The following is a 22,633-nucleotide window of genomic DNA, read 5'->3' as shown; positions in this document are numbered from 1 at the left end:
CGGCCTTTGCTACATTTGAAACGACTGTAGAAGATGCACTTGTATGGCTGAGAAGAAACGTTCCATTATTCCAAGAGATATTAGCTGGCTGAGTTTTAACGCCCGGGTATTGCAGGAGGCCAACGATCCTACTGTACCCCTCAAAGAACGCATTCGTTTTTTAGGCATTCACTCCAATAATCAGGATGAATTTTTCCGGGTACGGGTAGCTACGCTAAAGCGTATGCAACTGGTGATGAAGAAAGGCGTAAAAGCCGCCATGCACCTCGAAAAATCGCCAGATCACATACTGGAAGAAATACACAAAGTGGTGCTGCAACAACAGCATGAATTTGCCCGTATTTGGGAGAATATTTTGGGGGAACTCCGCAAGCAAAAAATTCATTTCATCAACGAAAAACAACTGAGCAAAGAGCAAGAGCTTTTTGTAGAAAAATACTACGATGATGAAGTGAGCCCCAACCTCATTCCGCTGATGATAGAAGACATTCCGAAGATGCCTTACCTGCGGGACAAGTCTATTTACCTCGGGGTGGTAATGCGCAAAAAAAGCAAGTCGTACCAACAGAAATATGCGCTGATAGAAATACCGGCCAAGGCATTGGGCCGCTTTGTATTGTTGCCCTCAAAAGCGGGAGAGCAACACATCATGCTGCTCGAAGATGTGATACGCTACAACCTCAAACACATTTTCACCTACTTCGATTTCGACAGTTTTAATGCCCATCTTTTTAAAGTAACCAAAGATGCTGAGCTCGACATCGACAACGATATCAGCACCGATATTGCGCAAAAAATTGAGAAGGGCATCAAGCGGCGCCGCGAAGGCAAGCCCGTACGTTTTGTGTACGACAAAGACATGGATGCCGGCTTGCTCGAATACCTCATGCGCCGCCTCAATCTGAGCCGCAAAGACAACCTGATTCCCGGTGGCCGCATCCACAACTTTCGTCACTTCATGGATTTTCCGGATGTGTTCAACACCCGCAATCCACGTAAGCCATCTTTCATTCACCCGGCATTAGATGATGGCAAAAAAATGTTTGATGTATTGAAGCAGCAGGACGTGTTGCTCTCCTTTCCATATCATTCATTTACCTCACTCATACACCTGCTGCGGGAAGCTGCCATGGATGCCGACGTGCAAAGCATAAAGCTCACAGCATACCGTTTGGCCAGCAATAGCAAAATCATCAATGCCCTCATCAATGCGGTACGCAATGGCAAAAAAGTAACGGTGGTACTGGAATTGAAAGCCCGTTTTGATGAAGAGGCCAACCTCTACTGGAAAGAAGTATTGGAGCAAGAAGGGGTGAAAGTACTGACGGGTGTACCCAACATGAAAGTGCATGCTAAAGCTTGTGTGATCACCCGCAAGTCGGGCAACCGCCTCATGCATTATGGCTTCATCAGCACGGGCAATCTCAACGAAAAAACAGCCCGCATTTATGGTGATCATTGCCTGCTCACCAGCAATCGCCTCATCATGGCTGATACCAACCGGTTGTTCAATTATTTAGAAAAACCAACAAGCTGGCATGGCGCCATTGCGGGCTTGCAAAACGCTGTGGGTTTGCCCCACGGGCATGCGCAAAAACATACAAGCCTGCATCAACAAAGAGATCGCCAATGCCAAAGCCGGCAAGCCTGCGGCCATTACCATCAAAATCAATTCGCTGAGTGATCAATTGCTCATTGAACATTTGTACAAAGCAGCGCAAGCAGGTGTAGCTGTCCGCTTAATTGTGCGGGGTATTTTCTGTGCTGTATTTGATGACCTGAAGCCCAAGCCGGCCATCAAACCGGTGTGCATCAGCATTGTAGATGAATACCTGGAACATGCACGGGTACTGGCTTTTCACAACAATGGCAAACCGCAGCTGTACATTTCTTCTGCCGATTTTATGGTCCGCAACCTCGACCATCGGGTGGAAGCTGCCGTGCCCATCACCGACCCCGACATCAAGCAAGAACTGCTCGACATATTGGACATTCAGCTCAGCGATAACGTGAAGGCCCGCAAACTGGAAGGCAAACTGAAAAACGAATACGTGCCCACCAAAGGTCAACGCAAAATCAAATCGCAAATTGAAGTGTACAAATACCTCGCTGCCAAAAAACTGGCATCCCCTGCTCATCCCCGTTTTGATGAAAGCGAGAAAGTGGGCAAATTGTAATAATTCATAGGACGCGGATTTGCAGGATGAAAACGGATTTTCGCAGAAAATAAAAAACGCTGTGCAATCTGTGCGAAAAACTCAGCTCCGTGAGCTCCCCTGCAAATGGATAAAATAGCCTTTATTTGGGCATGCGTTTGGCAGCAATAGATATTGGTAGCAACGCAGCCCGTCTGCTCATTTCAGATGTGCTGCACGATGAAAAAGGCAAACCTGTTTTCAGTAAAATAAATCTGGTGCGGGTACCCCTCCGGCTGGGTATGGATGTATTTGCAGAAGGGAAAATTTCACCGCACAGAACGGGCATGATTTTGCAAACCATGAAGGCTTACAAACACCTCATGAATGCCTACGATGTAAAACACATGAAAGCCTGCGCCACCAGCGCCATGCGTGATGCCAGCAATGCCCCCGACATTCTGCGCAAAATAAAAATGGAAACCGGCATTGATATTGAAGTGATCGGCGGCTCTGATGAAGCGGCTATGATTTACGAAAATCACATTGCCGAAAACATGGACACCGACCATAACTACCTTTACATTGATGTAGGCGGTGGCAGTACCGAAACCACTTGCTTTTCCAAAGGCAAACTGGTCTTCAAACAATCCTTCAATATTGGCACCATCCGCTTACTCAAAGGCATGATAGCAGAATACCAGTGGGATGTGATGAAAGATACCATCAAGCGAAATGTAAAAGGGCTGAGCAATATGGTTGCCATTGGCAGTGGCGGCAATATCAACAAGGTTTTCTCCATGTCGAAAAAGAAAGATGGTAAGCCGCTATCGCTGGAAATCTTGCGGGATTATTACAAAGAGTTCAGCAATTTTTCTTTGCAAGAAAGAATGCTGCAATACAACTTGCGGGAAGACCGCGCCGATGTAATTGTTCCAGCTTTGCAGATTTACATCAACGTGATGCGCTGGGCCGATGCCGAACTGATTTATGTACCCAAAATTGGTTTAGCCGATGGTTTGATTCATCACTTGTACGAGCAGTTGTCGAATACCGAAAAATAAATCCGCCGGTTAGTTTTACCTACGAATTTCCTTGCCTGCTGTAGCAATCTTGTTTTCTTTGCTGTCAGGCACTTCCCGATTTCACATATCGCCCAAGGCGAAAAAACACATTGGCATGAGCACCTATTCTGCTGTAAAAAAAATAACGACCAATACCCTGCTGAAAATGAAAACCGATGGCAGCAAAATTGCCATGATAACGGCCTACGATTTTTCGTTTGCCCGGTTGTTTGATCAGGCAGGTATTGATGTGATTTTGGTGGGCGACAGTGCCAGCAATGTAATGGCCGGACATGAAACCACATTGCCACTTACACTTGAGCAAATGATATACCATGCCCAAAGTGTAGTGCGTGGTGTGCAACGTAGTTTGGTGGTGATTGATATGCCTTTTGGCACTTATCAAAGTAACAAGCGATATAGCCGTGGCATCTGCCATTCGCATCATGAAAGAAACAGGTGGCCACAGTTTGAAACTGGAAGGAGGAAGAGAAATACTTGACAGCATCAAAAAAGTGGTGGATGCCGGCATACCGGTGATGGGCCACTTGGGTTTGACACCACAAAGCATTTACAAATTTGGCACTTATACGGTACGGGCCAAAGAAGAAGCTGAAGCACAAAAACTACGGGAAGATGCATTGCTGCTGCAAGAAGCCGGGTGCTTTGCCATTGTGCTCGAAAAAATTCCTGCCAGCCTTGCTAAAGAAGTTTCGGAAAGTTTGCACATTCCTACCATTGGCATTGGGGCAGGTGTATACTGCGATGGTCAAGTGCTGGTAATGCATGATATGCTCGGCATCAATACGGAATTTAAGCCCCGCTTTTTACGGCAGTACCTCAACCTGCACGAACAAATCACCGGTGCCGTGCAGCAATATGTGACCGATGTGAAAGCAAAAGATTTTCCGAGTGAAGCAGAATCATACTGATGTCTGATGTCTGATGTACGATTTCTGATTTCGTTTCGTCATGCTGAGGAACGAGGGAACGCTGAAGAATCGTAATTGATTTCACAGCAACAAAACGCATCATTGTTGGTTACAGTTTTTACCTCTGGAACTGCAAAGCCCCCTTTAGGGGGTTAGGGGTTTAGCCCCTCACCTTCTTCACCTCCGCCACAGTTACCACTGATGCTTTATTGCCAAAGCTGTTGCGTATGTAGGTGAGCACATCTGCAATTTGCTGATTGGTCAATTGTGGTTGAGCAGGCATGGGTATCACGTATTCTTCACCATCAATGGTCAGTGGCTCTTCAATGCCTTTGAGCACAATATTGATGAGGCGTTTTTTATCGCCCAGTACCCATTCGGTTTTTATCAGTGGCGGGTTCATGCCGCTAATGCCTTTGCCATCGGCCATGTGGCAGGGCATACAGGCTTGCGTATATACTTTTTTGCCCGCTTCATAATTGGCAGGTTTGCCGGTTTGCAAAAAAGCTGCAGTACACAAAATGACCAGGATGCCTGTAGCAACAAGTTTCTTCATGATAGATGAATTAGACGGCGGCAAAACTAATGGTTGGTGCCTGTCAAAAAAGTTTATGTGCAATATAACATAGTGTGTAGCGGTATTGTTCCCTTCTTCGACAAACCCACATTTTACGGGCCACCTATATTTGCCGCCCAACCAAAGAAAGATACATGCGTATTTCCGCACTGCTTACCGTTTGCATCCTGTTGACTCAATCATTGTTGGCGCAGGACAGCGCCGATACAGGCCTCGACCCGGTGACGGTTACCGCAAGCATCACGCCTTTGCAGGCCTCCAAAACTGGTCGCAATATTGTGGTACTCCGCGGCGAACAATTTTACCAACTACCCGTGCACTCTATCGATGAATTGCTGCGCTACATTCCTGGTGTAGAAATGCAGGCCCGTGGACCCATGGGCAGCCAAAGCGATTTGGTGATTCGGGGCGGCACTTTTCAGCAAGTGCTGGTGATTCTCGATGGCATCCGGTTGAACGACCCGCTGACTGGTCATTTCAGCAGCTACATTCCTATTGCCCCTTCGGAAATAGACCGCATCGAAGTATTGAAAGGCGCCTCTTCTGCCATCTATGGCACCGAAGCTGTGGGTGGTGTCATTCACATCATCACCAAAAGTTTTGCCAACCAACGTAAGCAACGAACTACTGCACAAATAGCCGTAGGTGAATATGGATTATTCAATGCTAGTGCAGGCGGCACATTCACTACAAAAAAGGTATTGTAAGTGCAGGTATACAAAGCAACCATGCAACAGGTCAGCAACAGCGGGGCACCAAAGGCTTTTTAGATGCCAGCACCATCTCTGCATCGTACCGACACCAGTGGAATGAAAAATGGTACACAGCGGCAAGAGTAGCGTACGACTACCGCGACTTTGCAGCGCAAAATTTTTATACCACGTTTGCCAGCGACACCGCCCGTGAACGGGTGATAACACAATGGAATCATTTGCAAACAGGCTATACAGGAAAGCACCTGAAATGGCGGCTGGATGCTGGTTACAAAACCACTGACGATCGCTACAGCTTCAACAAACGCAGTACGCCCAATCAAAACAATTCATCGGTTTGGCAAGCGTTGAGTGTGGCAGATATTGAGTTATCAGCAAAAAGCAGCATTACTACCGGACTTCAATTTGTGCAAAAGCAAATCAAGAGCAACGACCGCGGCAATCACAGCGTTTCGCAAACAGGTGTATTCGCTGTTTTGCATCAGCAAATAGGTCAATACATTCAGGCAGAACCAGCACTGCGACTGGACATTCACCAACGCAGTGGCATAGAATTATTGCCCCAATTGAATCTCTCCTACAAACGGAGTTTTTATCAATTGCGGGGCAGTGTTGGACGAACCATACGTGATGCTGACTTTACCGAACGCTTCAACAATTACAACCGTACCCTCGTAGCCAGCGGCAGCATTGGCAACCCCGATTTAAAACCAGAAACATCTTGGAGCTACGAAGTCGGCGCCGATGTATGGCTGGCCGAATCCATCAAAATTGCAGCGGGATGGTTTAGCCGCGAACAACGCAACCTGATAGATTTTGTAACTACACCATATGCGCAAATGCCACGTCAGGTAAACCTTGTACCAACGGGTACCTATGCCTTGGCTAAAAACATTGCCAGTGTGCAAACGAATGGTTTTGAAACAGACATTACCTACCGCAAACAATGGAAACCGCAGCATTGGCTGCAGGGCAATGCCGGACTGGTGTGGCTCAACAGCAATAGCAATGGCGCTACCCCTGGTTTCTATATCAGCTCTCATGCACGTTTCTTGTTCAACTATGGCATCGTGTATCAATACCACCGCATCACCATTGCGGTGAATGGTTTGTACAAGCAACGCCGCGAACAAAAAGCCAATGCCATCAATGCCAGCATTACCCCCAACTACTGGCTTACCAATGTTCGAATAGATGGCCGCATCAGCAGTCACCTGAGTGTATTTGTGCAGGCAGATAATGTAGGCGATGTGAGCTACAGCGACCTGCTGGGCTCTGTGATGCCCCGCCGCTGGCTAATGGGTGGGGTGAAATGGAACCGGTAATACAACTGTGCTCTTCAGGCCTCCCGGCCTATGAGTTCATCGTTACTTTTCAATGAAGACAGTTGTTCCATGTTCGCTTTTGTTGGTCGCCTGACCAACAACAGTGGGCATGAATTTTCCATGTTGGTCAGCGACCAACATGGGCGAAGATGTTCCTTGTATGTCCGCGACCAACTTGAGCGAAGAAACCCACCCCGCCCTAAAGGGCACCCCTCCAAAGAGGGGAGAAAACTCCCGGTTCCGGTCTCCGGACTCCGGACTTTCGGTCTCCCGACTTCCGGACTTTTTCCTGCGGATAAAATCCGACCTTTGCGCCGCTCCCGCCACAATCGGGCGGGACTATCGATTGCTTAACAAGACAGCTTACAACATGAAAGATTTTTTGCAGGCCCTCCGTTTGGAGGCCACCAATGCCGGCACTTCTACCGGTGCCCAATGGCTCAGCAGTACTGGCAGCCAACTTAATTCATACTCTCCCGTTGATGCCAGCCTCATTGGCCAGGTAACGGCCACAGATAAAGAAGGCTACGAAGCCGTTGTAGCAAAGGCACAAGAAGCCTTTGTAGAATGGCGCCAGTGGCCCGCACCCCGCCGTGGCGAAGTGGTACGCCAAATTGGTGAAGCACTCCGCCAGCACAAAGACGCACTGGGCAAACTGGTGAGTTATGAAATGGGCAAAAGCCTGCAGGAAGGCTTGGGTGAAGTGCAGGAAATGATTGACATCTGCGATTTTGCCGTTGGCCTCAGCCGCCAGCTGTATGGCCTGAGCATGCATAGCGAACGCCCCGGCCACCGCATGTACGAGCAATGGCATCCGCTGGGTGTAGTAGGCATCATCAGTGCCTTCAACTTTCCGGTGGCCGTATGGAGCTGGAACAGCATGCTGGCTTGGGTTTGCGGCGATACCTGCATTTGGAAGGCTTCTGAAAAAGCACCGCTTTGCTCAGTAGCTTGTCAGCTGATTGTGCAAGATGTATTTGCAAAGAACGGCGTACCCGAAGGCGTAAGTTGTATTGTAAACGGTGGCCGCGAAGTGGGCGAATGGATGAGCAACGACCATCGCCTGCCGCTGATTAGTGCTACCGGCAGCACCCGCATGGGTAAAGAAGTAGGCAAAGCAGTAGCTGGCCGTATGGGCCGTAGCCTGTTGGAGCTGGGTGGCAACAATGCCATCATCATCAGCAAAGATGCCGACCTGGATATGAGCCTGATTGGTTGTGTGTTTGGCGCCGTAGGTACGGCCGGCCAGCGTTGTACATCTACCCGTCGCCTTATCATTCATCAATCTGTGTACGATACATTCAGCAAAAAACTGGCTAATGCTTATGCGCAACTCAGCATTGGCGATCCGCTGGATAGCAACAACCACGTAGGTCCGTTGATTGATACCGATGCCGTAAAGAACTACCTGAATGCTATTGAAGCCTGTAAACAGCAGGGTGGCAAGTTTTTGGTAGAAGGCGGTGTGCTGCAAGGCACCGGCTACGAAAGCGGTTGTTATGTAAAGCCCTGCATTGCTGAGGTAACGCCCGATATGCCCATTGTACAAACCGAAACTTTTGCGCCGATTTTGTACATCATGAAATATGACACCCTTGACGAAGCCATTGCCATGCAAAACAATGTGCCACAGGGTTTGAGCAGCGCCATCATGACGCTGAACCTGCGGGAAGCCGAGCAGTTTTTGAGTGCTGCCGGCAGCGACTGCGGCATTGCTAACGTCAACATTGGTACCAGCGGTGCTGAAATTGGCGGGGCTTTTGGTGGCGAAAAAGAAACCGGTGGCGGCCGCGAAAGTGGCAGCGACGCCTGGAAAAATTACATGCGACGCCAAACCAACACCATCAACTACACCAACAAGTTGCCACTGGCGCAAGGCATCCAATTCAATTTGGGATAAGCTATTTTTTCTATACCCCCTCATCAAAGTGCTGTCTCCGGGCAGCACTTTTTGTATAAATGGGAACGCCCCTCTCTCATGTGGCCGCAGATATCGCCTATATTGCTGCCCACTATTTTTAACAGGATGCAAGCGGCATTGCTTGTCAAATTTGTAGTATGCTTCAACGGTGGATAGTTTGCTTTTTGGTAGCAGTGTTAAGTACGGCACAGGTGGCCATGGCCCAACAGCCTATTCAAAAAGGCTGGCATCTGCTTGATGAAGAACAAGACGGGTATTATGGCATTTCGCTGCAAAAAGCCTACGATTTTCTCAAGGGCCGCAAGAGTCAGCCCATTGTGGTGGCAGTGATAGACAGCGGCATCGACACGACACATGAAGACCTGAAACCTGTACTCTGGCGCAATACCAAAGACAATAACGCAAATGGTATTGATGATGATAACAACGGCTACCCCGACGATGCACTGGGCTGGAATTTTTTGGGTAACCGCAACGGCGAAAATGTAGAAAAAGAATCGGCCGAAGCTGCACGTCTGTTTCATGCATTGGCACCACAATTCGACAACCGGCAAATAGACAGCAACTTGTTGTCACCCGAAGCCCGGGCAGATTTTCGATTGTGGTTGCAAGTGCAAAAAGCAGTAACAGTAACCGAAGAAGATCGCTTCATACTCAAAATATTGAATGCCACCAGCCGCACCATGTTGCAGTACGATTCCATTATTGCAGCACAGTGGAACAAACATGAGTTTACCCCCATTGAACTGGAAAGTTTTGTGCCGCAAAGTGCAGAAGCCAGAAAAGCAAAACTGAATTTACTCCGCATTTACACACTCTTACAAGTAGAGCCCGACCAAACCAATGTGGAGTTTATGGAAGGCATGCGGGAGTTCATTCAGCAAAAAGAAGACATCATTTATTTAAGAGAACAACCTGCTACCAATTATCGGTTGCAAATAACCGGCGATGATGAAAACAGCTGGCAAAGCCGCAACTATGGCAATGCAGATGTGATGGCCGGCAGTGCTATGCATGGCACTCACGTAGCAGGTATTATTGCTGCCGTAAGAAATAACGGACTTGGCATTGATGGCATTGCAGATAATGTACGCATATTGCCGCTACGGGTGGTGCCCAACGGCGATGAACACGATAAGGATGTAGCCCTTGCCATTCGCTATGCGGTAGACCAGGGTGCCAGCATCATCAACATGAGTTTTGGCAAAGGCCTGAGCCCGCAAAAACATTGGGTGGATGATGCCATTGCCTATGCGGCGAGTAAAAATGTATTGCTGGTGCATGCAGCCGGAAATGATGCAGCTTTTCTCGATACAGTACCTCAGTACCCTACACCGTTTTTAAACAATGGAACCATCGCTCCCAACTTTATTACTGTTGGTGCCAGCAGCGACATGAGCATCAAGGGCGGACTCATTGCCGACTTTACCAACTATGGCCGGCAAACCGTGGATGTAATGGCACCGGGTGTAAAAATTTATGCTACAGTACCCACAGGCAACAAGTACGCATTTTTGCAGGGCACCAGCATGGCTGCGCCGGTGGTGAGTGGCATAGCCGCCATTTTGCGGAGTTATTTTCCGCAGCTGACGGCTGTAGAAGTAAAACAGGTGATTGAGCAATCGGTGGATACCCGCCATAGCGACAAAGTATTTCCCAAACCCGGCGGCGAAAAGAAAGAAACACTTACCCTGCGGGAAGCCTGCAAAACAGGCGGTGTGGTCAATGCTTACAATGCTGTGCAGTTAGCAGCACAACTCACCGACAGCAAGCACAACCCCAAATCCGTTACCCCTTCAAACCAATAGCCATGCCACAACCACTAACCGGCGACTACGCCCCTTTTTACCAAACCTATGTAAGCTACTGTGCCGCCCACGAAACGGATGCTCTCGATACTTTGTGCGGTTCATTGGCAGAAATGGAACAATGGCTGCGCCAGATTCCGGAAACACAAAAAGACTATGCTTATGCCCCTGGCAAATGGACGGTAGCCCAACTGTTGCAGCACATGGCCGATACAGAAAGGGTATTTGCCTACCGTGCCCTGGCCATTGCCCGTGGTGAGCAGCAACCCCTGCCCGGCTTCGATGAAAATGCCTGGGCCAATGAAGCACCGGCTACCCACCGCAGCATTGCTGGTTTAGCAGAAGAATTGTTGCAATTGCGGCAGCTGACCATCACCCTTTTTCAATCCATTTCGCCAGCCCAAATGTCCAACAAGGGCGTAGCATCTGGTCAACCTATTACGGTGAATGCCCTGGCCTTCATTATGGTGGGGCATGTACGGCATCATCAGCGTATTTATAGCGAACGCTACTGCTAATCGCTATGCCGCTTCGTTCATTTACCCACCAGTTTTCATCAAAAGCTGGTTGTATTTGTTACTTTTTCAGATAAAAGGCCTGCCCAGACCGGACATTGGCCAAATATACTCTTGCTCCAACCCGGGGCTTCGGCGTAACCTTGGGGGGCAACCCCTATCTTTGCCCACCTTTTCAAAAATTGAATCATTAACCAACTACTATTATGGAGAATTTGATCCACGCTGTACCGGCCATGGGTATTGTCGGCCTGCTGTACACGTTCCTCAAGTTTAAATGGGTAAGCAAGCAAGACGCTGGCAACCCACGGATGCAGGAAATCAGTAAATACATTGCCGAAGGCGCCATGGCGTTTTTGAAGGCTGAATGGAAAATACTGGGCTATTTCGTGGTGCTGGTAGCCATTTTGCTCGGCGTAATGAGCATGAGCAACGAAAACAGCCACTGGTCTATCGCCATTGCGTTTGTGATTGGTGCCGTGTTTAGTGCTACAGCCGGTTACATTGGTATGCGTATTGCCACCAAAGCCAACGTTCGTACAGCACAAGCTGCACAAACAAGTTTGAGCAAAGCTCTCAATGTATCATTTACAGGTGGTGCTGTTATGGGCTTGGGTGTTGCCGGTTTGGCAGTGCTCGGTCTGGGTGCCCTGTTTATTGTTTTGAAAATGATTTTTGTACCCGCCGATGCTGCGGTTACCGGTCCGGAGATGCTGAGAACCATCGAGGTGCTCACTGGTTTTTCTCTCGGAGCGGAATCGATTGCGTTGTTTGCCCGTGTGGGCGGCGGTATTTATACCAAGGCTGCCGACGTAGGTGCTGACCTCGTAGGTAAGGTAGAAGCCGGTATTCCTGAAGATGACCCCCGCAACCCCGCCACCATTGCCGACAACGTAGGTGATAACGTAGGTGACGTAGCCGGTATGGGTGCTGACCTGTTCGGTTCTTACGTAGCCACCGTGTTGGCTACCATGGTACTTGGTCAGGAAACCACTTCGGTTGATGCTTTCGGTGGTTTGTCGCCCATTTTGCTGCCCATGCTTATTGCTGGTATCGGTATTATCTTCTCTATCATTGGCACCTTCTTTGTTCGCATCAGCGACAATGCAGGCCTCAATACAGACACTGTGCAGAAAGCCCTCAACATGGGTAACTGGGGTTCTATCATCCTCACCGCTGCTGCTTCTGCCGGGCTGGTGTACTGGTTGCTTCCAGAAACCATGGTACTCCGCGGATTGGAATTTACCCGCAATGGTGTAATGGGTGCTATCATGGTTGGTTTGGCTGTGGGTACACTCATGAGTATCATTACCGAATACTTTACGGCTATGGGTAAGCGCCCTGTTATGAGCATCATTCGCCAAAGTGCCACCGGCCACGCTACCAACGTAATTGGCGGTTTGGCTGTAGGTATGGAAAGTACCATGCTGCCTATTCTGGTGCTGGCTGCCGGTATCTGGGGTTCTTACGCCTGTGCCGGTTTGTATGGTGTGGCTATTGCCGCTGCCGGTATGATGGCCACTACAGCGATGCAGTTGGCGATTGACGCCTTCGGTCCTATTGCCGACAACGCTGGTGGTATTGCAGAAATGAGTGAACGGCCCAAAGAAGTACGTGAAAAGACAGACATCCTCGATGCAGTAGGTAATACTACCGCTGCAACTGGTAAAGGTTTTGCCATTGCTTCTGCAGCTTTGACTGCCCTCGCATTGTTTGCCGCCTTCGTAGGTGTGGCGGGCATCGAAGGCATCGACATTTACAAAGCCGATGTACTGGCTTGCTTGTTTGTTGGTGGTATGATTCCGTTCATCTTCTCTTCACTCGCCATTCGTGCTGTAGGTGAAGCCGCCATGGCCATGGTAGAAGAAGTTCGTCGCCAGTTCCGTACTATCACCGGTATTATGGAAGGCAAGGGCAAGCCTGAGTACGACAAGTGCGTTGCCATTTCTACTGAAGCATCTATTAAGAAAATGATGATGCCAGGCGCTATAGCTATCCTGTCTCCCATCATTCTCGGTTTCCTCATGGGCCCCGAGGCTTTGGGTGGTTTCCTGGCTGGTGCTACCGTTAGCGGTGTACTCATGGGTATGTTCCAAAACAACGCCGGTGGCGCTTGGGACAATGCCAAGAAGAGCTTTGAAAAAGGTGTAGAAATCAACGGAGAAATCTATTACAAGAAAAGCGATCCGCACAAGGCATCAGTAACTGGTGACACTGTAGGTGATCCTTTTAAAGATACTTCTGGTCCTTCTATGAACATCCTCATTAAGCTGATGTCGATTGTATCACTGGTGATTGCACCAACCCTGGCTCAGGTACATGGTACGGCCAAAGCACATGGTGCGGCCAAACATGAAACCATTGAAGTAACCGTAGAAAAAACTGCTGGCGAAGCAACCGAAGCACCCATCGTATCAGCGCTTAAAGCTGACGGTTTGGTCGACAGCAGCAATTTCACCATTGAAGTAGCCAACGGTCAGTTGCTCATCAACGGTGTAGCACAGGATTCTGCTACTTTCAGCAAATACAAAGGTTTGCTGAAGGAAGGGGAACAAAACCTGAAGATTGAAATCAAGCAAAAGCAATAAGCTCTCGCTGTGCTAAATATAAAAGCGGGTTGTGGCTTCGGCTACAACCCGCTTTGTTTTTCACACGACATAAGACTTTCGTTTTCAGTAACCATCTGCATGAAAAATATTTTTAATACCGAATGTTCGCATGTAGATTTTTTTGATACTTTGACCACTACTTAATCAAACCATTCCATAAGTCCCGGCGTGTCCACGTCGGGGCTTTTCTTTTACAGGCTTATAAAGCCAAGTAGCAAACTGTGCTGCCCTTACCGTACCGGGTGCAAAGCATTTGCTTGCAAATACGACCAAGCACAAAAAAGGCCCTTCTGTGCAGAAGGACCTTTAATGAATTGAATTAGTTATTGCTAAAAGAAAAGTCTTATTCTGTTTTGGCAATGCTGGCTATGCGCAAACGCATCTTGCCATTGCAGCCATACCAGACAACAACAACTTTCCTTATTTATCGAATGCAAATGCAGCGCCAATGCTAGACAAGAAAAGGTAGTTGCCACGTTCAGTTACCGGCATACGATACTGGAAATTGCTGAACAGGAAGCTGCTCTTCGACAACTTGAGCTGAAGGCCTGCACCTACCGGAATGAACGCATCGAAACGGCCACCCTTGTAAGCTGAAGCACCCAAACCTGCACTCAGGTAAGGTACTAGTGTATGGCGGTCAGTAAGCAGTTTCAGGTGAAGACTGGCATCCAATTGATGCAGCAAATAATCTGTACCAAAACGAGGCGTTACATCACGAAACGGATAGTCAACAGAAGAAAGGAAATAGTTGGCAGACACATCGAAGTGGTTGCTCAGGCCTTTCATATAAGAAACGCCTAATGCAGGGGCTTGCTCTCTGAGCTTTGCCCAACGTTCGTTGCCCATTACATTTTGTAATGAAGAGGTTCTGATACGCTGAGGCGTAATAAAATCCTGAGATCCGAAGTGGATGGCCAGTGTAGCCGGTTTTTTCTCATTATCCTTTTGCTGCGCATTGGCCATGCATACAAACATCAATGCAAGCAATGAAAGGCTTAGTTTTCTCATAAGGGGAATTTTATGTGGAACAAATGTAGGCTTGGAGAAGTATCAGCCATAAAATTTTTATCCATAACAATGTTGACCGCAAGTTGTTGGAGGCCAACAAAAAAATGCCACCTGTTAGGGTGGCATTCTGAATACATTTTTGACCGATAGATTAAGGCAAAGAAGCAGGCAGGGTTTTACCCATGTCTTCCACTTTTACCTGCGCCACACCGACACTCAGAATTCCGAGTTCTTTGGCGGCGCCTTTGCTCAGGTCGATGATGCGCTTCATTTTTGGATGCATCCGGTCATTTACCCGAACGATGATGGTTTTACCAGTTTTTATGTTGGTCACCCGCAACCAGGTACCCAAAGGAAACCGGTTGCTGGCGCAGGTCATGCCATGCATGTCGTACTGATCGCCGGTAGCGGTTTTACGGCCGTGAAACTTAGGACCGTACCAGCTGGCTGTACCTGTGATGGTTTTCGCCTCTTCCCTTTCGGTAGCTGCGGCCTTCTTTTCATTCTTGGTGGCCATCAGTACAGAGCTAACCAGTAAGGCTACCAGCAGCAACGATGCCCTTTGAAGAAAAAGTTTCAGGTATAAATAAGTTTGTTTCATTGGTTGGATGGGGTTTGGGTGATTGAAAAGCGGGTGTGAGGTTAATACCCTCGGAGCCGCTTGGTAACCCGGTTCGGTGTGATGAGCTATACCAAAGGTTGCTGCAAAGGAAACCAATTACCCCCTTAAAGACAACCCTTGGGGAAAGTTTGGACTTGGAATGTGGGGATTTTTAACAGAATTTCCGTCAGTATGACACGAAAAATGACCAATTGGCTTGTCGCCGGAGCCGTTTTTTTTAGCCTGCTGGCGGGTATTGCGGGCTGCTCTTCCCGCAGAAACCCATATCAATTGCCCCTTACATGGCGGGCAAACCAACTGAAACTGCAATACGACAGCAATCCACAATTGCAAATGGTCTCATTGGAAGGGTTTATTCAGCACCTGAAAACAGACCAGCGCTACACCACAACCAACAACTTTACCAGCCAGATATTGTACAAAGAGCCGGGCGTTTTTTTGCGCAAAGCCGCTGCCGAACCACTTAAAATGGTAGCCGACTCACTGGCCAAACTCGGGCTGGGCCTGCTGGTGTACGATGGCTACCGCCCCTATGCCGCTACGCTAAAAATGTGGGAAATAGTGCCCGATGACCGCTATGCCGCCAACCCGGCCAATGGCAGCGGCCACAACCGCGGTATTGCTGTGGACCTGGGTTTGTACAATTTAACAACAGGCGACACCCTGCCCATGCCTACTGGTTTTGATGATTTTACCGAGAAAGCCCACCACAATTACCAGCAACTGCCAGCCGAGGTATTGGCCAACCGGGCTACACTGAAGCAAGTGATGGAGCATTTCGGGTTTGTGGCCCTGCCCACCGAATGGTGGCATTTTTACCTGCCCGAGCCCAAACGGTATCCGTTGATGGATGTTTCATTTAGCACATTTAAGAAGCTACAGTAATCATCAACCTTTCAACTGCTCTTCCAGTTCCATCAGGGCTTCAAAAGCTTTTTCGTATTGCTGTTGGGCGGTATCGAGCTGTTGCTTTACCGTGCTGTAATCTTTTTCAGCCTGCAAAAATTGTTGCTTGTCGGCGTACACTGCCGGATCAGCCATGCGACCTTCCACCTCCTGCATTTTTACCTGCAACTGTTGCAGCTGTTGCTCTTGTTTTTCAAATGCTTTTTGCTGCTTCTGATATTCCTTTTGCAACTCCCGGTTTACTGGTTGTGGCTTGGGCTGCACGGCTTTTACAACCACAGGTTCTGGTGCCAGCTGCACTTGTTTGGCTGCAGCTTCCTGTTGCAGCAGCTTTTCTTTCCATTCTAAATATTCCTCGTAGGTGCCCCTGAACTCACGGATTTCGTGGTTGATGATTTCCCAAAACACATTGGCCGTGCGGGAAATAAAATAACGGTCGTGGCTAACGATGATAAGGCTGCCTTCGTATTTATTGAGGGCTTCAATGAGCAGCTCCACGCTGTGCATGTCCAGGTGGTTGGTCGGCTCATCGAGCATCAGAAAGTTGGCCTTGCTCACAATGGTTTTCGCTAAGGCAACCCGGGCTTTTTCGCCCCCGCTCAATACCTTGATTTTTTTATCGGTGTCATCGCCGCTAAAAAGGAAACAACCCAAGAGTGCCCGGTATTCCAGTTCAGTTTTGCCGGCACGGCTGGTCGTCATTTCTTCCAGTACGGTGTGGTTTACATTCAGCGATTCCAATTGGTGCTGGGCATAAAAAGCCTCCTGCACATTGTGGCCCCAAATGCGTTCCCCTTCAATTTTTTCGGTGCCGGCTATGATGCGCAGCAAGGTAGATTTACCCTTGCCGTTGGCGCCAATCAGCGCTACTTTATCGCCCCTGAAAATTTCAGCACTGGTGTTGCGTAAAATTTCTACATCGCCATAAGCCTTGCTCACATGCTTGAGGGTACAAATGGTGCGGCCGGGCTGCTGGCCTACCATAAAGTTGATGCGAATGTTGGGGCGTTCTATTTCTACATCTTCTATTCGGTCAAGTTTATCGAGGCGCTTGGCCACACTTTGTGCCTGTGCGGCCTTGCTGGCCTTGGCTTTAAAGCGTTCTATAAAACGTTCCTGCTGGCGTATGTAATCCTGCTGATTTTCGAAAGCTCGTTTTTGCAGGGCAATGCGTTCGGCTTTTTCTTTTTCATAAAAATCGAAATTGCCTGTGTACATGTGCAGTTGCTGCTGGTATAGCTCCACTACTTTATTTACCATGCGGTTCATAAAGTATTTGTCGTGGCTTACAATGACCACGCTGCCGGGGTAATGCTGCAGGTATTTTTCCAACCATTCAATACTGGGTAGGTCAAGGTGGTTGGTCGGTTCGTCGAGCAACAGAATTTCAGGCTTTTGCAAAATGAGTTTGGCCAGCAATACCCGCATCCGCCAGCCACCGCTAAACTGATTGAATGGTTTTTCAAACTGGTCGGTTTCAAAACCCAGGCCGTGCAGTACCTCTTCGCTTTGGTGCTGCATGGTATAGCCACCGGCCAGTTCAAAGTCGTGCAGCATATCGGCATACTGGTGCAGCAACACTTCGTTGCTGTGGTCGGTTTCCAGCTGTTTTTCCAATTTGCGCAGTTCGGCTTCCAGTCGGCGGGCTTCGGTAAATGCATCCATGGCCACTTCAAGCACGGGCTTTTCTATTTCCGTACTCAGCAAATCCTGATGCAAAAAACCAATCTGCACATTCTTTCCTCTTTCTACCGTACCTGCCGAGCAGGTGTATTCGCCCACCAGCAACCGCAGCAAGGTAGATTTACCCGTGCCGTTGTAGCCTATCAATCCAATACGTTCGTTGGGCTGTATATGCCAGGTAGCATCCGAAACGATAACCCTGGCGCCAAATTCAAAAGTGACATTGTTAAAACCTGCGAGCATGGCGCAAAAGTAAGGGTTGGGCAATAGTGGGCCGTGGGCAAAAACCAACGCTTGCCCAAGGCGGCTTACAATTACATTTGCACAAACATTTGAACATGCCTCGTAAGATTTTGATGTTGTTGGCGGTTGTTATTATTGGTGGCGGACTCACCTATTATTTTGGTTTTCGCCACAGCGATGATGAAGCTACAACAGCACCTGCGCCGTTGCAGGTAAGTGCCGTGTCCGATTCATTTTCGGTATCGGTACAGCGGGCATTGGGCGAATATTATCAGCTTACTGAAGCATTTGTACAAAAAGACAGCACGGCTATTAACCTGCGGGCCGGCTCTTTTGCAGCCAGTATGCAAGCCATAGCCATGCAGGAGCTGAAAGCCGACAGCCAACTGATTGCATTGGCAGCGGGCATTCAGCAGGGAATTGCCACAGAGGCGACAGCCATTGCCGCCAGCAGCGACTGGACAAAAAAATACCGTTCGTTGCAAACCATCAGCGATCAGTTTTTTGACATGCTCCGCACCGTACAATACAAAGGCGGCAAAGTGTATCAGCAGCATTGCCCCATGGCTTTCGACAATGCCGGCGCCAACTGGCTGAGCCAGCAATCCGCTATACGCAACCCCTATTTTGGCGACGACATGCTGGACTGTGGTGAAAACCGCGACTCGGTAAATTTTGTACAGTAAACAGCAGCGGGCTTTTTGCTGTTATGTACGCACACCATGGAAAATAAATTTTACCAGCTGTCCTATCGGCAGCTTTGCACATACCGGTTTTTACTGATTTCTTTTTTTGTAAGCCTTAGCGTTTTTGCGCAGGCACAACGCATTACTATCAGTGGATTTGTGAAAGACTCGCTGACGGGCGAAAGCCTGCAGGGTGCCAATATTTACCTGAAAGGCGCCAGCCGCGGGGTATCGAGCAATGCCTACGGTTTTTATTCGCTGACGATAACAGCCGGGGAAACCGAATTGCAAGCATCCTTTGTGGGCTACGAAACCAAAACATTTCCGCTCAACAGCAGTAAAGATGTGCAGCTGGATATTTTACTGCTGCCAGCCTCGTATGCCAATACGCAGGTAACTGTAGTGGGTCGGAAAAAAGAAAACAACGTACAAACAGCACAAATGGGCAAGGTTGATTTGAGCATTGAACGCATCAAACAAATACCTGCTTTTTTGGGTGAAGTAGATGTGCTGAAAGCCTTGCAACTACTGCCCGGTGTACGCAATGCCGGCGAAGGCAATGCCGGATTTTATGTACGTGGTGGTGGCGCCGATCAAAACCTGATTGTGCTTGACGATGCTGTGGTGTACAATACCGGTCACCTGTTTGGTTTCTTCTCCGTGTTTAATGGTGATGCTATCAAAAATGTGAGCCTCATTAAAGGTGGTATGCCGGCGCAATACGGAGGTAGGCTAAGCAGTGTGGTAGATGTAACCATGAAGGACGGCAACAATCAGGACTATGAATTTGAAGGTGGTGTGGGTACGATTGCATCCCGTTTTGCTGCACAAGGCCCCATTGAAAAAGGCAAATCATCATTTATTGTAGCAGGCAGGCGTACTTATATTGATGCATTGGTAAAACCATTCATCAGCAAGGATGCCAACCTGTATGGCAGTGGTTATTTTTTCTACGACCTCAATACCAAAATGAACTTTCGGTTGGGGGCAAAAGACCGCTTGTATTTGAGTGGCTATTTCGGTAGAGATGTATTTACATTCCGCAACAAAGAGAGAGCTTTTAATACAGATATTCCCTGGGGAAACAGTACGGCCACCGTTCGCTGGAACCATATTTTCAGTAAAAAGATTTTCGCCAACACCACACTGGTGTACAACGATTACAAATTCAAATTTGATGCACTGCAAAATGATTTCCGCATTACGTTGAGCAGCGGCATTCAAGACCTGAATGCCAAAATTGATTTCGATTATTATCCATTGCCCGAACACAAAATCAAGTTTGGTGCACAATACACCTACCATACTTTTTTGCCCAATCAGGTAAGTGGCAGCCAAGGCGCTACCGTGTTCAATCCTTCGAACACTGGTAAAAAATATGCCCGTGAATATGCCTTTTACATACAAGACGACTGGGAGGTAACCAGCAAGCTGAAACTCGGTGCTGGCCTGCGTTTGAGCGGCTTTAACCAAGTGGGGCCTTATTTTTTGTATGATAAAGATGCACAAGGCAACTCCCTCGACAGCAGCTTTTTTGGCAAGGGAAAAACAGTGAAAAACTATGGCGGTTTGGAGCCTCGTTTTACGCTGCGCTACAGCACCGGTGCCAACAGCAGTATTAAAGCTGCGGTAACCCGCAACCTGCAATACATACACCTGGCTACCAACAGCGGCACTACCCTGCCCACCGATTTGTGGGTGCCGAGCACCTACCGTGTACGGCCACAGGATGGCTGGCAATATGCTGCGGGCTATTTCCAGAATTTCAAGAACAACATGTTTGAAACTTCGATAGAAGTATATTATAAAAACATGTTGAATCAAATTGAATACAAGGAAGGATTCACCCCATCACTCAACGACCCGGAAGAAGATTTTACGTTTGGCAAAGGTTGGAGCTATGGCATAGAATTGTTTGTGAACAAAACCCGTGGCAGGCTTACCGGCTGGGTAGGCTACACCCTCAGCTGGACATGGCGGCAATTTGATAGCCTGAACGCAGGCATAAAATATCCGGCAAAATATGACCGCCGCCACGATATGAGTGTGGTGCTCAACTACAACCTGAACCCCAAATGGAAACTGGGGGGCGTGTTTGTGTATGGCACCGGCAATGCGGCTACTTTTCCCGAAAGGTTTTATGTAGTGGGTGGCATTCTCACACAAGAATTCAGTCGCATCAATGCGTACAGGTTACCTTCTTATCATCGGGCCGATGTGAGTGCTACGTATACGCCCAAACCTAACAGCCAAAAGAAGTTTAAGAGTAGCTGGGTCTTCAGCATTTACAATTTGTACAGCAGGCTCAACCCCTACTTTATTTACTTCGATCAGGAAGGCGACCCGCAACAAGGCACACAACAAGTAAAAGCCTATCAGGTGTCGTTATTTCCCATCATCCCCAGTGTAACCTGGAATTTTAAATTCTAAAACACAGGCTTTGCATTGTGTATGCTGTTGCTAAAATTGGTTGTTCACTACAAAACCAGTAATTATGCTGCATGCAGTATTTGGCCATCATCAGCAACGACGCAGTAGTTTTCGGACTGCTGGTTTCCATTCTTGCGTTTGTCTTCGTTACATCATCTAGCAACCACAAAGGCTGGAAGCGGTTTTATCAGTTTGTGCCCTCTTTATTGCTGTGTTATTTTCTGCCTTCACTGTTCAATTCGTTTGGCATTATTGATGGCGAAAAATCGGGGCTCTATCCTGTCATCAGAGATTATCTCTTACCCACCAGTTTGGTTCTGCTCACCATCACGGTAGATATTCCTTCCATCAGAAAACTCGGTGGCAAAGCACTCATTATGTTTTTGGTAGGCTCGTTAGGCGTTATGATTGGTGGCCCGCTGGCGGTGTGGTTGTTTACCATTATTGATCCGCAAGCCGTAGGTGGCGAAGGCCCCGATGCCGTATGGCGTGGCCTGACGGCCATTGCCGGCAGCTGGATTGGCGGCGGTGCCAACCAGGCCGCCATGAAAGAAATTTTTGGCATCAGCGATCAACTCTTTAGTGCTATGATTGCCATTGATGTGATTACGGCCTATGTGTGGATGGCGTTTTTATTGTACGGTGCCGGCATTGCCCCCAAGCTGGATGCCAAACTCAAAGCCGATGCATCTGCCATTGAAACGCTACGCAAAAAAATGGAACAGTACCATCAGCAGGGCGACCGTATTCCTTCGCTGGCCGATATTACATTGATTGCAGGTGTTGGATTTGGCGTTACAGGTTTGGCGCATCTCATTGCCGACAATATTGCACCAGCCATTGAATTGCATGCACCACAACTGGCACAGTTTAGTTTGACGAGCAAATTTTTCTGGCTGATACTGATGGCAACGCTTATTGGATTGCTGCTGTCGTTTACCAAAGCCAGAGACCTCGATCATGCTGGTGCTTCTAAAACAGGTACTTTGCTCTTGTACGTGCTGGTTGCAACCCTCGGCATGAAAATGAACATCTTCGCCATTTTCGATCATCCAAAATTGTTGCTGCTGGCGTTTACGTGGTTGGCATTTCACATCCTCATTATGCTGGGCATAGCCAAACTGATTAAGGCGCCATTCTTTTTTGTAGCGGTCGGTAGTCAGGCCAATATTGGTGGTCCGGCCAGTGCACCTATTGTAGCAGCAGCATTCTCACCAGTACTGGCGCCGGTGGGTGTATTGCTGGCGGTGCTGGGATATGCCATTGGCACAGGCGGCGCTTACGTTTGCGGCCTGCTCATGCAATGGGTATCGGGTGGATAACACCAGTTGCAATTCTTTTTGTGCTGTAATAAAAAAGCGACGTTTCAAAAAAAGAAACATCGCCTTTATCATCAACCTATTGCATGTTTGTAAATCATTATTTAACGAATATGGCTTTATGCTTTGAGTCT

19 protein-coding genes are annotated in these 22,633 nt (G+C 48.3%); 15 read left to right on the top strand and 4 right to left on the bottom strand.

Annotated features, from left to right (window positions below):
* Positions 1-43 precede the first annotated feature (43 nt).
* The 5 genes from ppk1 (at position 44) to panB (ending at position 4,131) form a co-directional block, all read left to right on the top strand.
* Positions 44-1,684: a polyphosphate kinase 1 gene (ppk1, locus tag GLV81_RS04605; protein ID WP_246186251.1), complete on the top strand. Its 1,641-nt coding sequence runs from the start codon at positions 44-46 to the stop codon at positions 1,682-1,684.
* Positions 1,587-2,177: a phospholipase D-like domain-containing protein gene (locus GLV81_RS19985; protein ID WP_246186250.1), complete on the top strand. Its 591-nt coding sequence runs from the start codon at positions 1,587-1,589 to the stop codon at positions 2,175-2,177. Before ppk1 ends, GLV81_RS19985 begins: the two co-directional genes overlap by 98 nt.
* Before the next feature lie 131 nt (positions 2,178-2,308).
* On the top strand, positions 2,309-3,199 hold the full coding sequence (locus GLV81_RS04600) for a Ppx/GppA phosphatase family protein (protein ID WP_157480669.1): 891 nt from the start codon (positions 2,309-2,311) through the stop codon (positions 3,197-3,199).
* Positions 3,200-3,314: 115 nt separating this feature from the next.
* Positions 3,315-3,701, top strand: a complete 387-nt coding sequence (locus tag GLV81_RS19980) for a 3-methyl-2-oxobutanoate hydroxymethyltransferase (protein ID WP_246186249.1) — start codon at positions 3,315-3,317, stop codon at positions 3,699-3,701.
* A complete protein-coding gene (gene panB / locus GLV81_RS19975; RefSeq protein ID WP_246186248.1) occupies positions 3,625-4,131 on the top strand; it encodes a 3-methyl-2-oxobutanoate hydroxymethyltransferase in 507 nt (168 codons plus the stop codon). The genes GLV81_RS19980 and panB overlap by 77 nt, the downstream gene beginning before the upstream one ends.
* A gap of 160 nt (positions 4,132-4,291) precedes the next feature.
* On the opposite strand, the gene GLV81_RS04590 is transcribed toward panB, so the two are convergent.
* Positions 4,292-4,687, bottom strand: a complete 396-nt coding sequence (locus tag GLV81_RS04590) for a c-type cytochrome (RefSeq protein ID WP_157477273.1) — start codon at positions 4,685-4,687, stop codon at positions 4,292-4,294.
* 155 nt (positions 4,688-4,842) lie between these two features.
* Between GLV81_RS04590 and GLV81_RS04585 the strand changes: the two genes are divergently transcribed.
* From GLV81_RS04585 to GLV81_RS04560, 6 genes are all read left to right on the top strand, one after another.
* Positions 4,843-5,415: a TonB-dependent receptor gene (locus GLV81_RS04585; RefSeq protein ID WP_157477272.1), complete on the top strand. Its 573-nt coding sequence runs from the start codon at positions 4,843-4,845 to the stop codon at positions 5,413-5,415.
* Positions 5,391-6,746, top strand: coding sequence for a TonB-dependent receptor plug domain-containing protein (locus tag GLV81_RS04580; protein ID WP_157477271.1), 1,356 nt, complete (start codon positions 5,391-5,393; stop codon positions 6,744-6,746). Before GLV81_RS04585 ends, GLV81_RS04580 begins: the two co-directional genes overlap by 25 nt.
* Positions 6,747-7,116: 370 nt before the next feature.
* Entirely contained in the window at positions 7,117-8,646 is a 1,530-nt protein-coding gene (gene amaB / locus GLV81_RS04575; protein WP_157477270.1) for an L-piperidine-6-carboxylate dehydrogenase, read from the top strand.
* 194 nt (positions 8,647-8,840) lie between these two features.
* The gene (locus GLV81_RS04570) at positions 8,841-10,475 is read left to right on the top strand and encodes a S8 family serine peptidase (protein ID WP_246186363.1); all 1,635 of its coding nucleotides are present in this window, start codon (positions 8,841-8,843) and stop codon (positions 10,473-10,475) included.
* Between the two features lie 2 nt (positions 10,476-10,477).
* Positions 10,478-10,993: a DinB family protein gene (locus GLV81_RS04565; RefSeq protein ID WP_157477268.1), complete on the top strand. Its 516-nt coding sequence runs from the start codon at positions 10,478-10,480 to the stop codon at positions 10,991-10,993.
* A gap of 203 nt (positions 10,994-11,196) precedes the next feature.
* A complete protein-coding gene (locus GLV81_RS04560; protein ID WP_157477266.1) occupies positions 11,197-13,578 on the top strand; it encodes a sodium-translocating pyrophosphatase in 2,382 nt (793 codons plus the stop codon).
* Positions 13,579-14,019: 441 nt separating this feature from the next.
* Here the strand turns inward: GLV81_RS04560 and GLV81_RS04555 are convergent, their stop codons facing one another.
* The gene (locus GLV81_RS04555; RefSeq protein ID WP_157477264.1) at positions 14,020-14,610 is read right to left on the bottom strand and encodes a hypothetical protein; all 591 of its coding nucleotides are present in this window, start codon (positions 14,608-14,610) and stop codon (positions 14,020-14,022) included.
* A 151-nt stretch (positions 14,611-14,761) separates the two neighbouring features.
* Positions 14,762-15,211, bottom strand: coding sequence for a septal ring lytic transglycosylase RlpA family protein (locus GLV81_RS04550; protein WP_157477262.1), 450 nt, complete (start codon positions 15,209-15,211; stop codon positions 14,762-14,764).
* Positions 15,212-15,415: 204 nt separating this feature from the next.
* Between GLV81_RS04550 and GLV81_RS04545 the strand changes: the two genes are divergently transcribed.
* A complete protein-coding gene (locus tag GLV81_RS04545; protein ID WP_197428938.1) occupies positions 15,416-16,117 on the top strand; it encodes a M15 family metallopeptidase in 702 nt (233 codons plus the stop codon).
* A 3-nt stretch (positions 16,118-16,120) separates the two neighbouring features.
* Here the strand turns inward: GLV81_RS04545 and GLV81_RS04540 are convergent, their stop codons facing one another.
* A complete protein-coding gene (locus GLV81_RS04540) occupies positions 16,121-18,064 on the bottom strand; it encodes an ABC-F family ATP-binding cassette domain-containing protein (protein ID WP_157477258.1) in 1,944 nt (647 codons plus the stop codon).
* 95 nt (positions 18,065-18,159) lie between these two features.
* Between GLV81_RS04540 and GLV81_RS04535 the strand changes: the two genes are divergently transcribed.
* The 3 genes from GLV81_RS04535 (at position 18,160) to GLV81_RS04525 (ending at position 22,502) form a co-directional block, all read left to right on the top strand.
* The gene (locus GLV81_RS04535; protein ID WP_157477257.1) at positions 18,160-18,750 is read left to right on the top strand and encodes a DUF3347 domain-containing protein; all 591 of its coding nucleotides are present in this window, start codon (positions 18,160-18,162) and stop codon (positions 18,748-18,750) included.
* A 36-nt stretch (positions 18,751-18,786) separates the two neighbouring features.
* Positions 18,787-21,180, top strand: coding sequence for a TonB-dependent receptor (locus GLV81_RS04530; protein ID WP_157477255.1), 2,394 nt, complete (start codon positions 18,787-18,789; stop codon positions 21,178-21,180).
* Between the two features lie 71 nt (positions 21,181-21,251).
* On the top strand, positions 21,252-22,502 hold the full coding sequence (locus tag GLV81_RS04525) for a DUF819 family protein (RefSeq protein ID WP_157477253.1): 1,251 nt from the start codon (positions 21,252-21,254) through the stop codon (positions 22,500-22,502).
* Positions 22,503-22,633 lie beyond the last annotated feature (131 nt).

The sequence above is a fragment of the Phnomibacter ginsenosidimutans genome (assembly GCF_009740285.1).
Taxonomy (GTDB): Bacteria; Bacteroidota; Bacteroidia; order Chitinophagales; family Chitinophagaceae; genus Phnomibacter; species Phnomibacter ginsenosidimutans.
The sequence above is the reverse complement of the archived record's forward strand: the minus strand, read 5'-3'. Positions and strand labels throughout refer to the sequence as shown.

Excerpts from the sequence above, each read along its gene's own strand:
- GLV81_RS19980 (WP_246186249.1), top strand. The coding sequence starts at position 3,315 with ATGAGCACCTATTCTGCTGTAAAAAAAATAACGACCAATACCCTGCTG.
- GLV81_RS04555 (WP_157477264.1), bottom strand. The coding sequence starts at position 14,610 with ATGAGAAAACTAAGCCTTTCATTGCTTGCATTGATGTTTGTATGCATG.
- ppk1 (WP_246186251.1), top strand. The coding sequence starts at position 44 with ATGGCTGAGAAGAAACGTTCCATTATTCCAAGAGATATTAGCTGGCTG.
- GLV81_RS04535 (WP_157477257.1), top strand. The coding sequence starts at position 18,160 with ATGCCTCGTAAGATTTTGATGTTGTTGGCGGTTGTTATTATTGGTGGC.
- GLV81_RS04585 (WP_157477272.1), top strand. The coding sequence starts at position 4,843 with ATGCGTATTTCCGCACTGCTTACCGTTTGCATCCTGTTGACTCAATCA.
- GLV81_RS19985 (WP_246186250.1), top strand. The coding sequence starts at position 1,587 with ATGCGCAAAAACATACAAGCCTGCATCAACAAAGAGATCGCCAATGCC.
- amaB (WP_157477270.1), top strand. The coding sequence starts at position 7,117 with ATGAAAGATTTTTTGCAGGCCCTCCGTTTGGAGGCCACCAATGCCGGC.
- GLV81_RS04600 (WP_157480669.1), top strand. The coding sequence starts at position 2,309 with ATGCGTTTGGCAGCAATAGATATTGGTAGCAACGCAGCCCGTCTGCTC.
- GLV81_RS04565 (WP_157477268.1), top strand. The coding sequence starts at position 10,478 with ATGCCACAACCACTAACCGGCGACTACGCCCCTTTTTACCAAACCTAT.
- GLV81_RS04560 (WP_157477266.1), top strand. The coding sequence starts at position 11,197 with ATGGAGAATTTGATCCACGCTGTACCGGCCATGGGTATTGTCGGCCTG.
- GLV81_RS04550 (WP_157477262.1), bottom strand. The coding sequence starts at position 15,211 with ATGAAACAAACTTATTTATACCTGAAACTTTTTCTTCAAAGGGCATCG.
- GLV81_RS04540 (WP_157477258.1), bottom strand. The coding sequence starts at position 18,064 with ATGCTCGCAGGTTTTAACAATGTCACTTTTGAATTTGGCGCCAGGGTT.
- GLV81_RS04525 (WP_157477253.1), top strand. The coding sequence starts at position 21,252 with ATGCAGTATTTGGCCATCATCAGCAACGACGCAGTAGTTTTCGGACTG.
- GLV81_RS04530 (WP_157477255.1), top strand. The coding sequence starts at position 18,787 with ATGGAAAATAAATTTTACCAGCTGTCCTATCGGCAGCTTTGCACATAC.
- GLV81_RS04590 (WP_157477273.1), bottom strand. The coding sequence starts at position 4,687 with ATGAAGAAACTTGTTGCTACAGGCATCCTGGTCATTTTGTGTACTGCA.
- GLV81_RS04545 (WP_197428938.1), top strand. The coding sequence starts at position 15,416 with ATGACCAATTGGCTTGTCGCCGGAGCCGTTTTTTTTAGCCTGCTGGCG.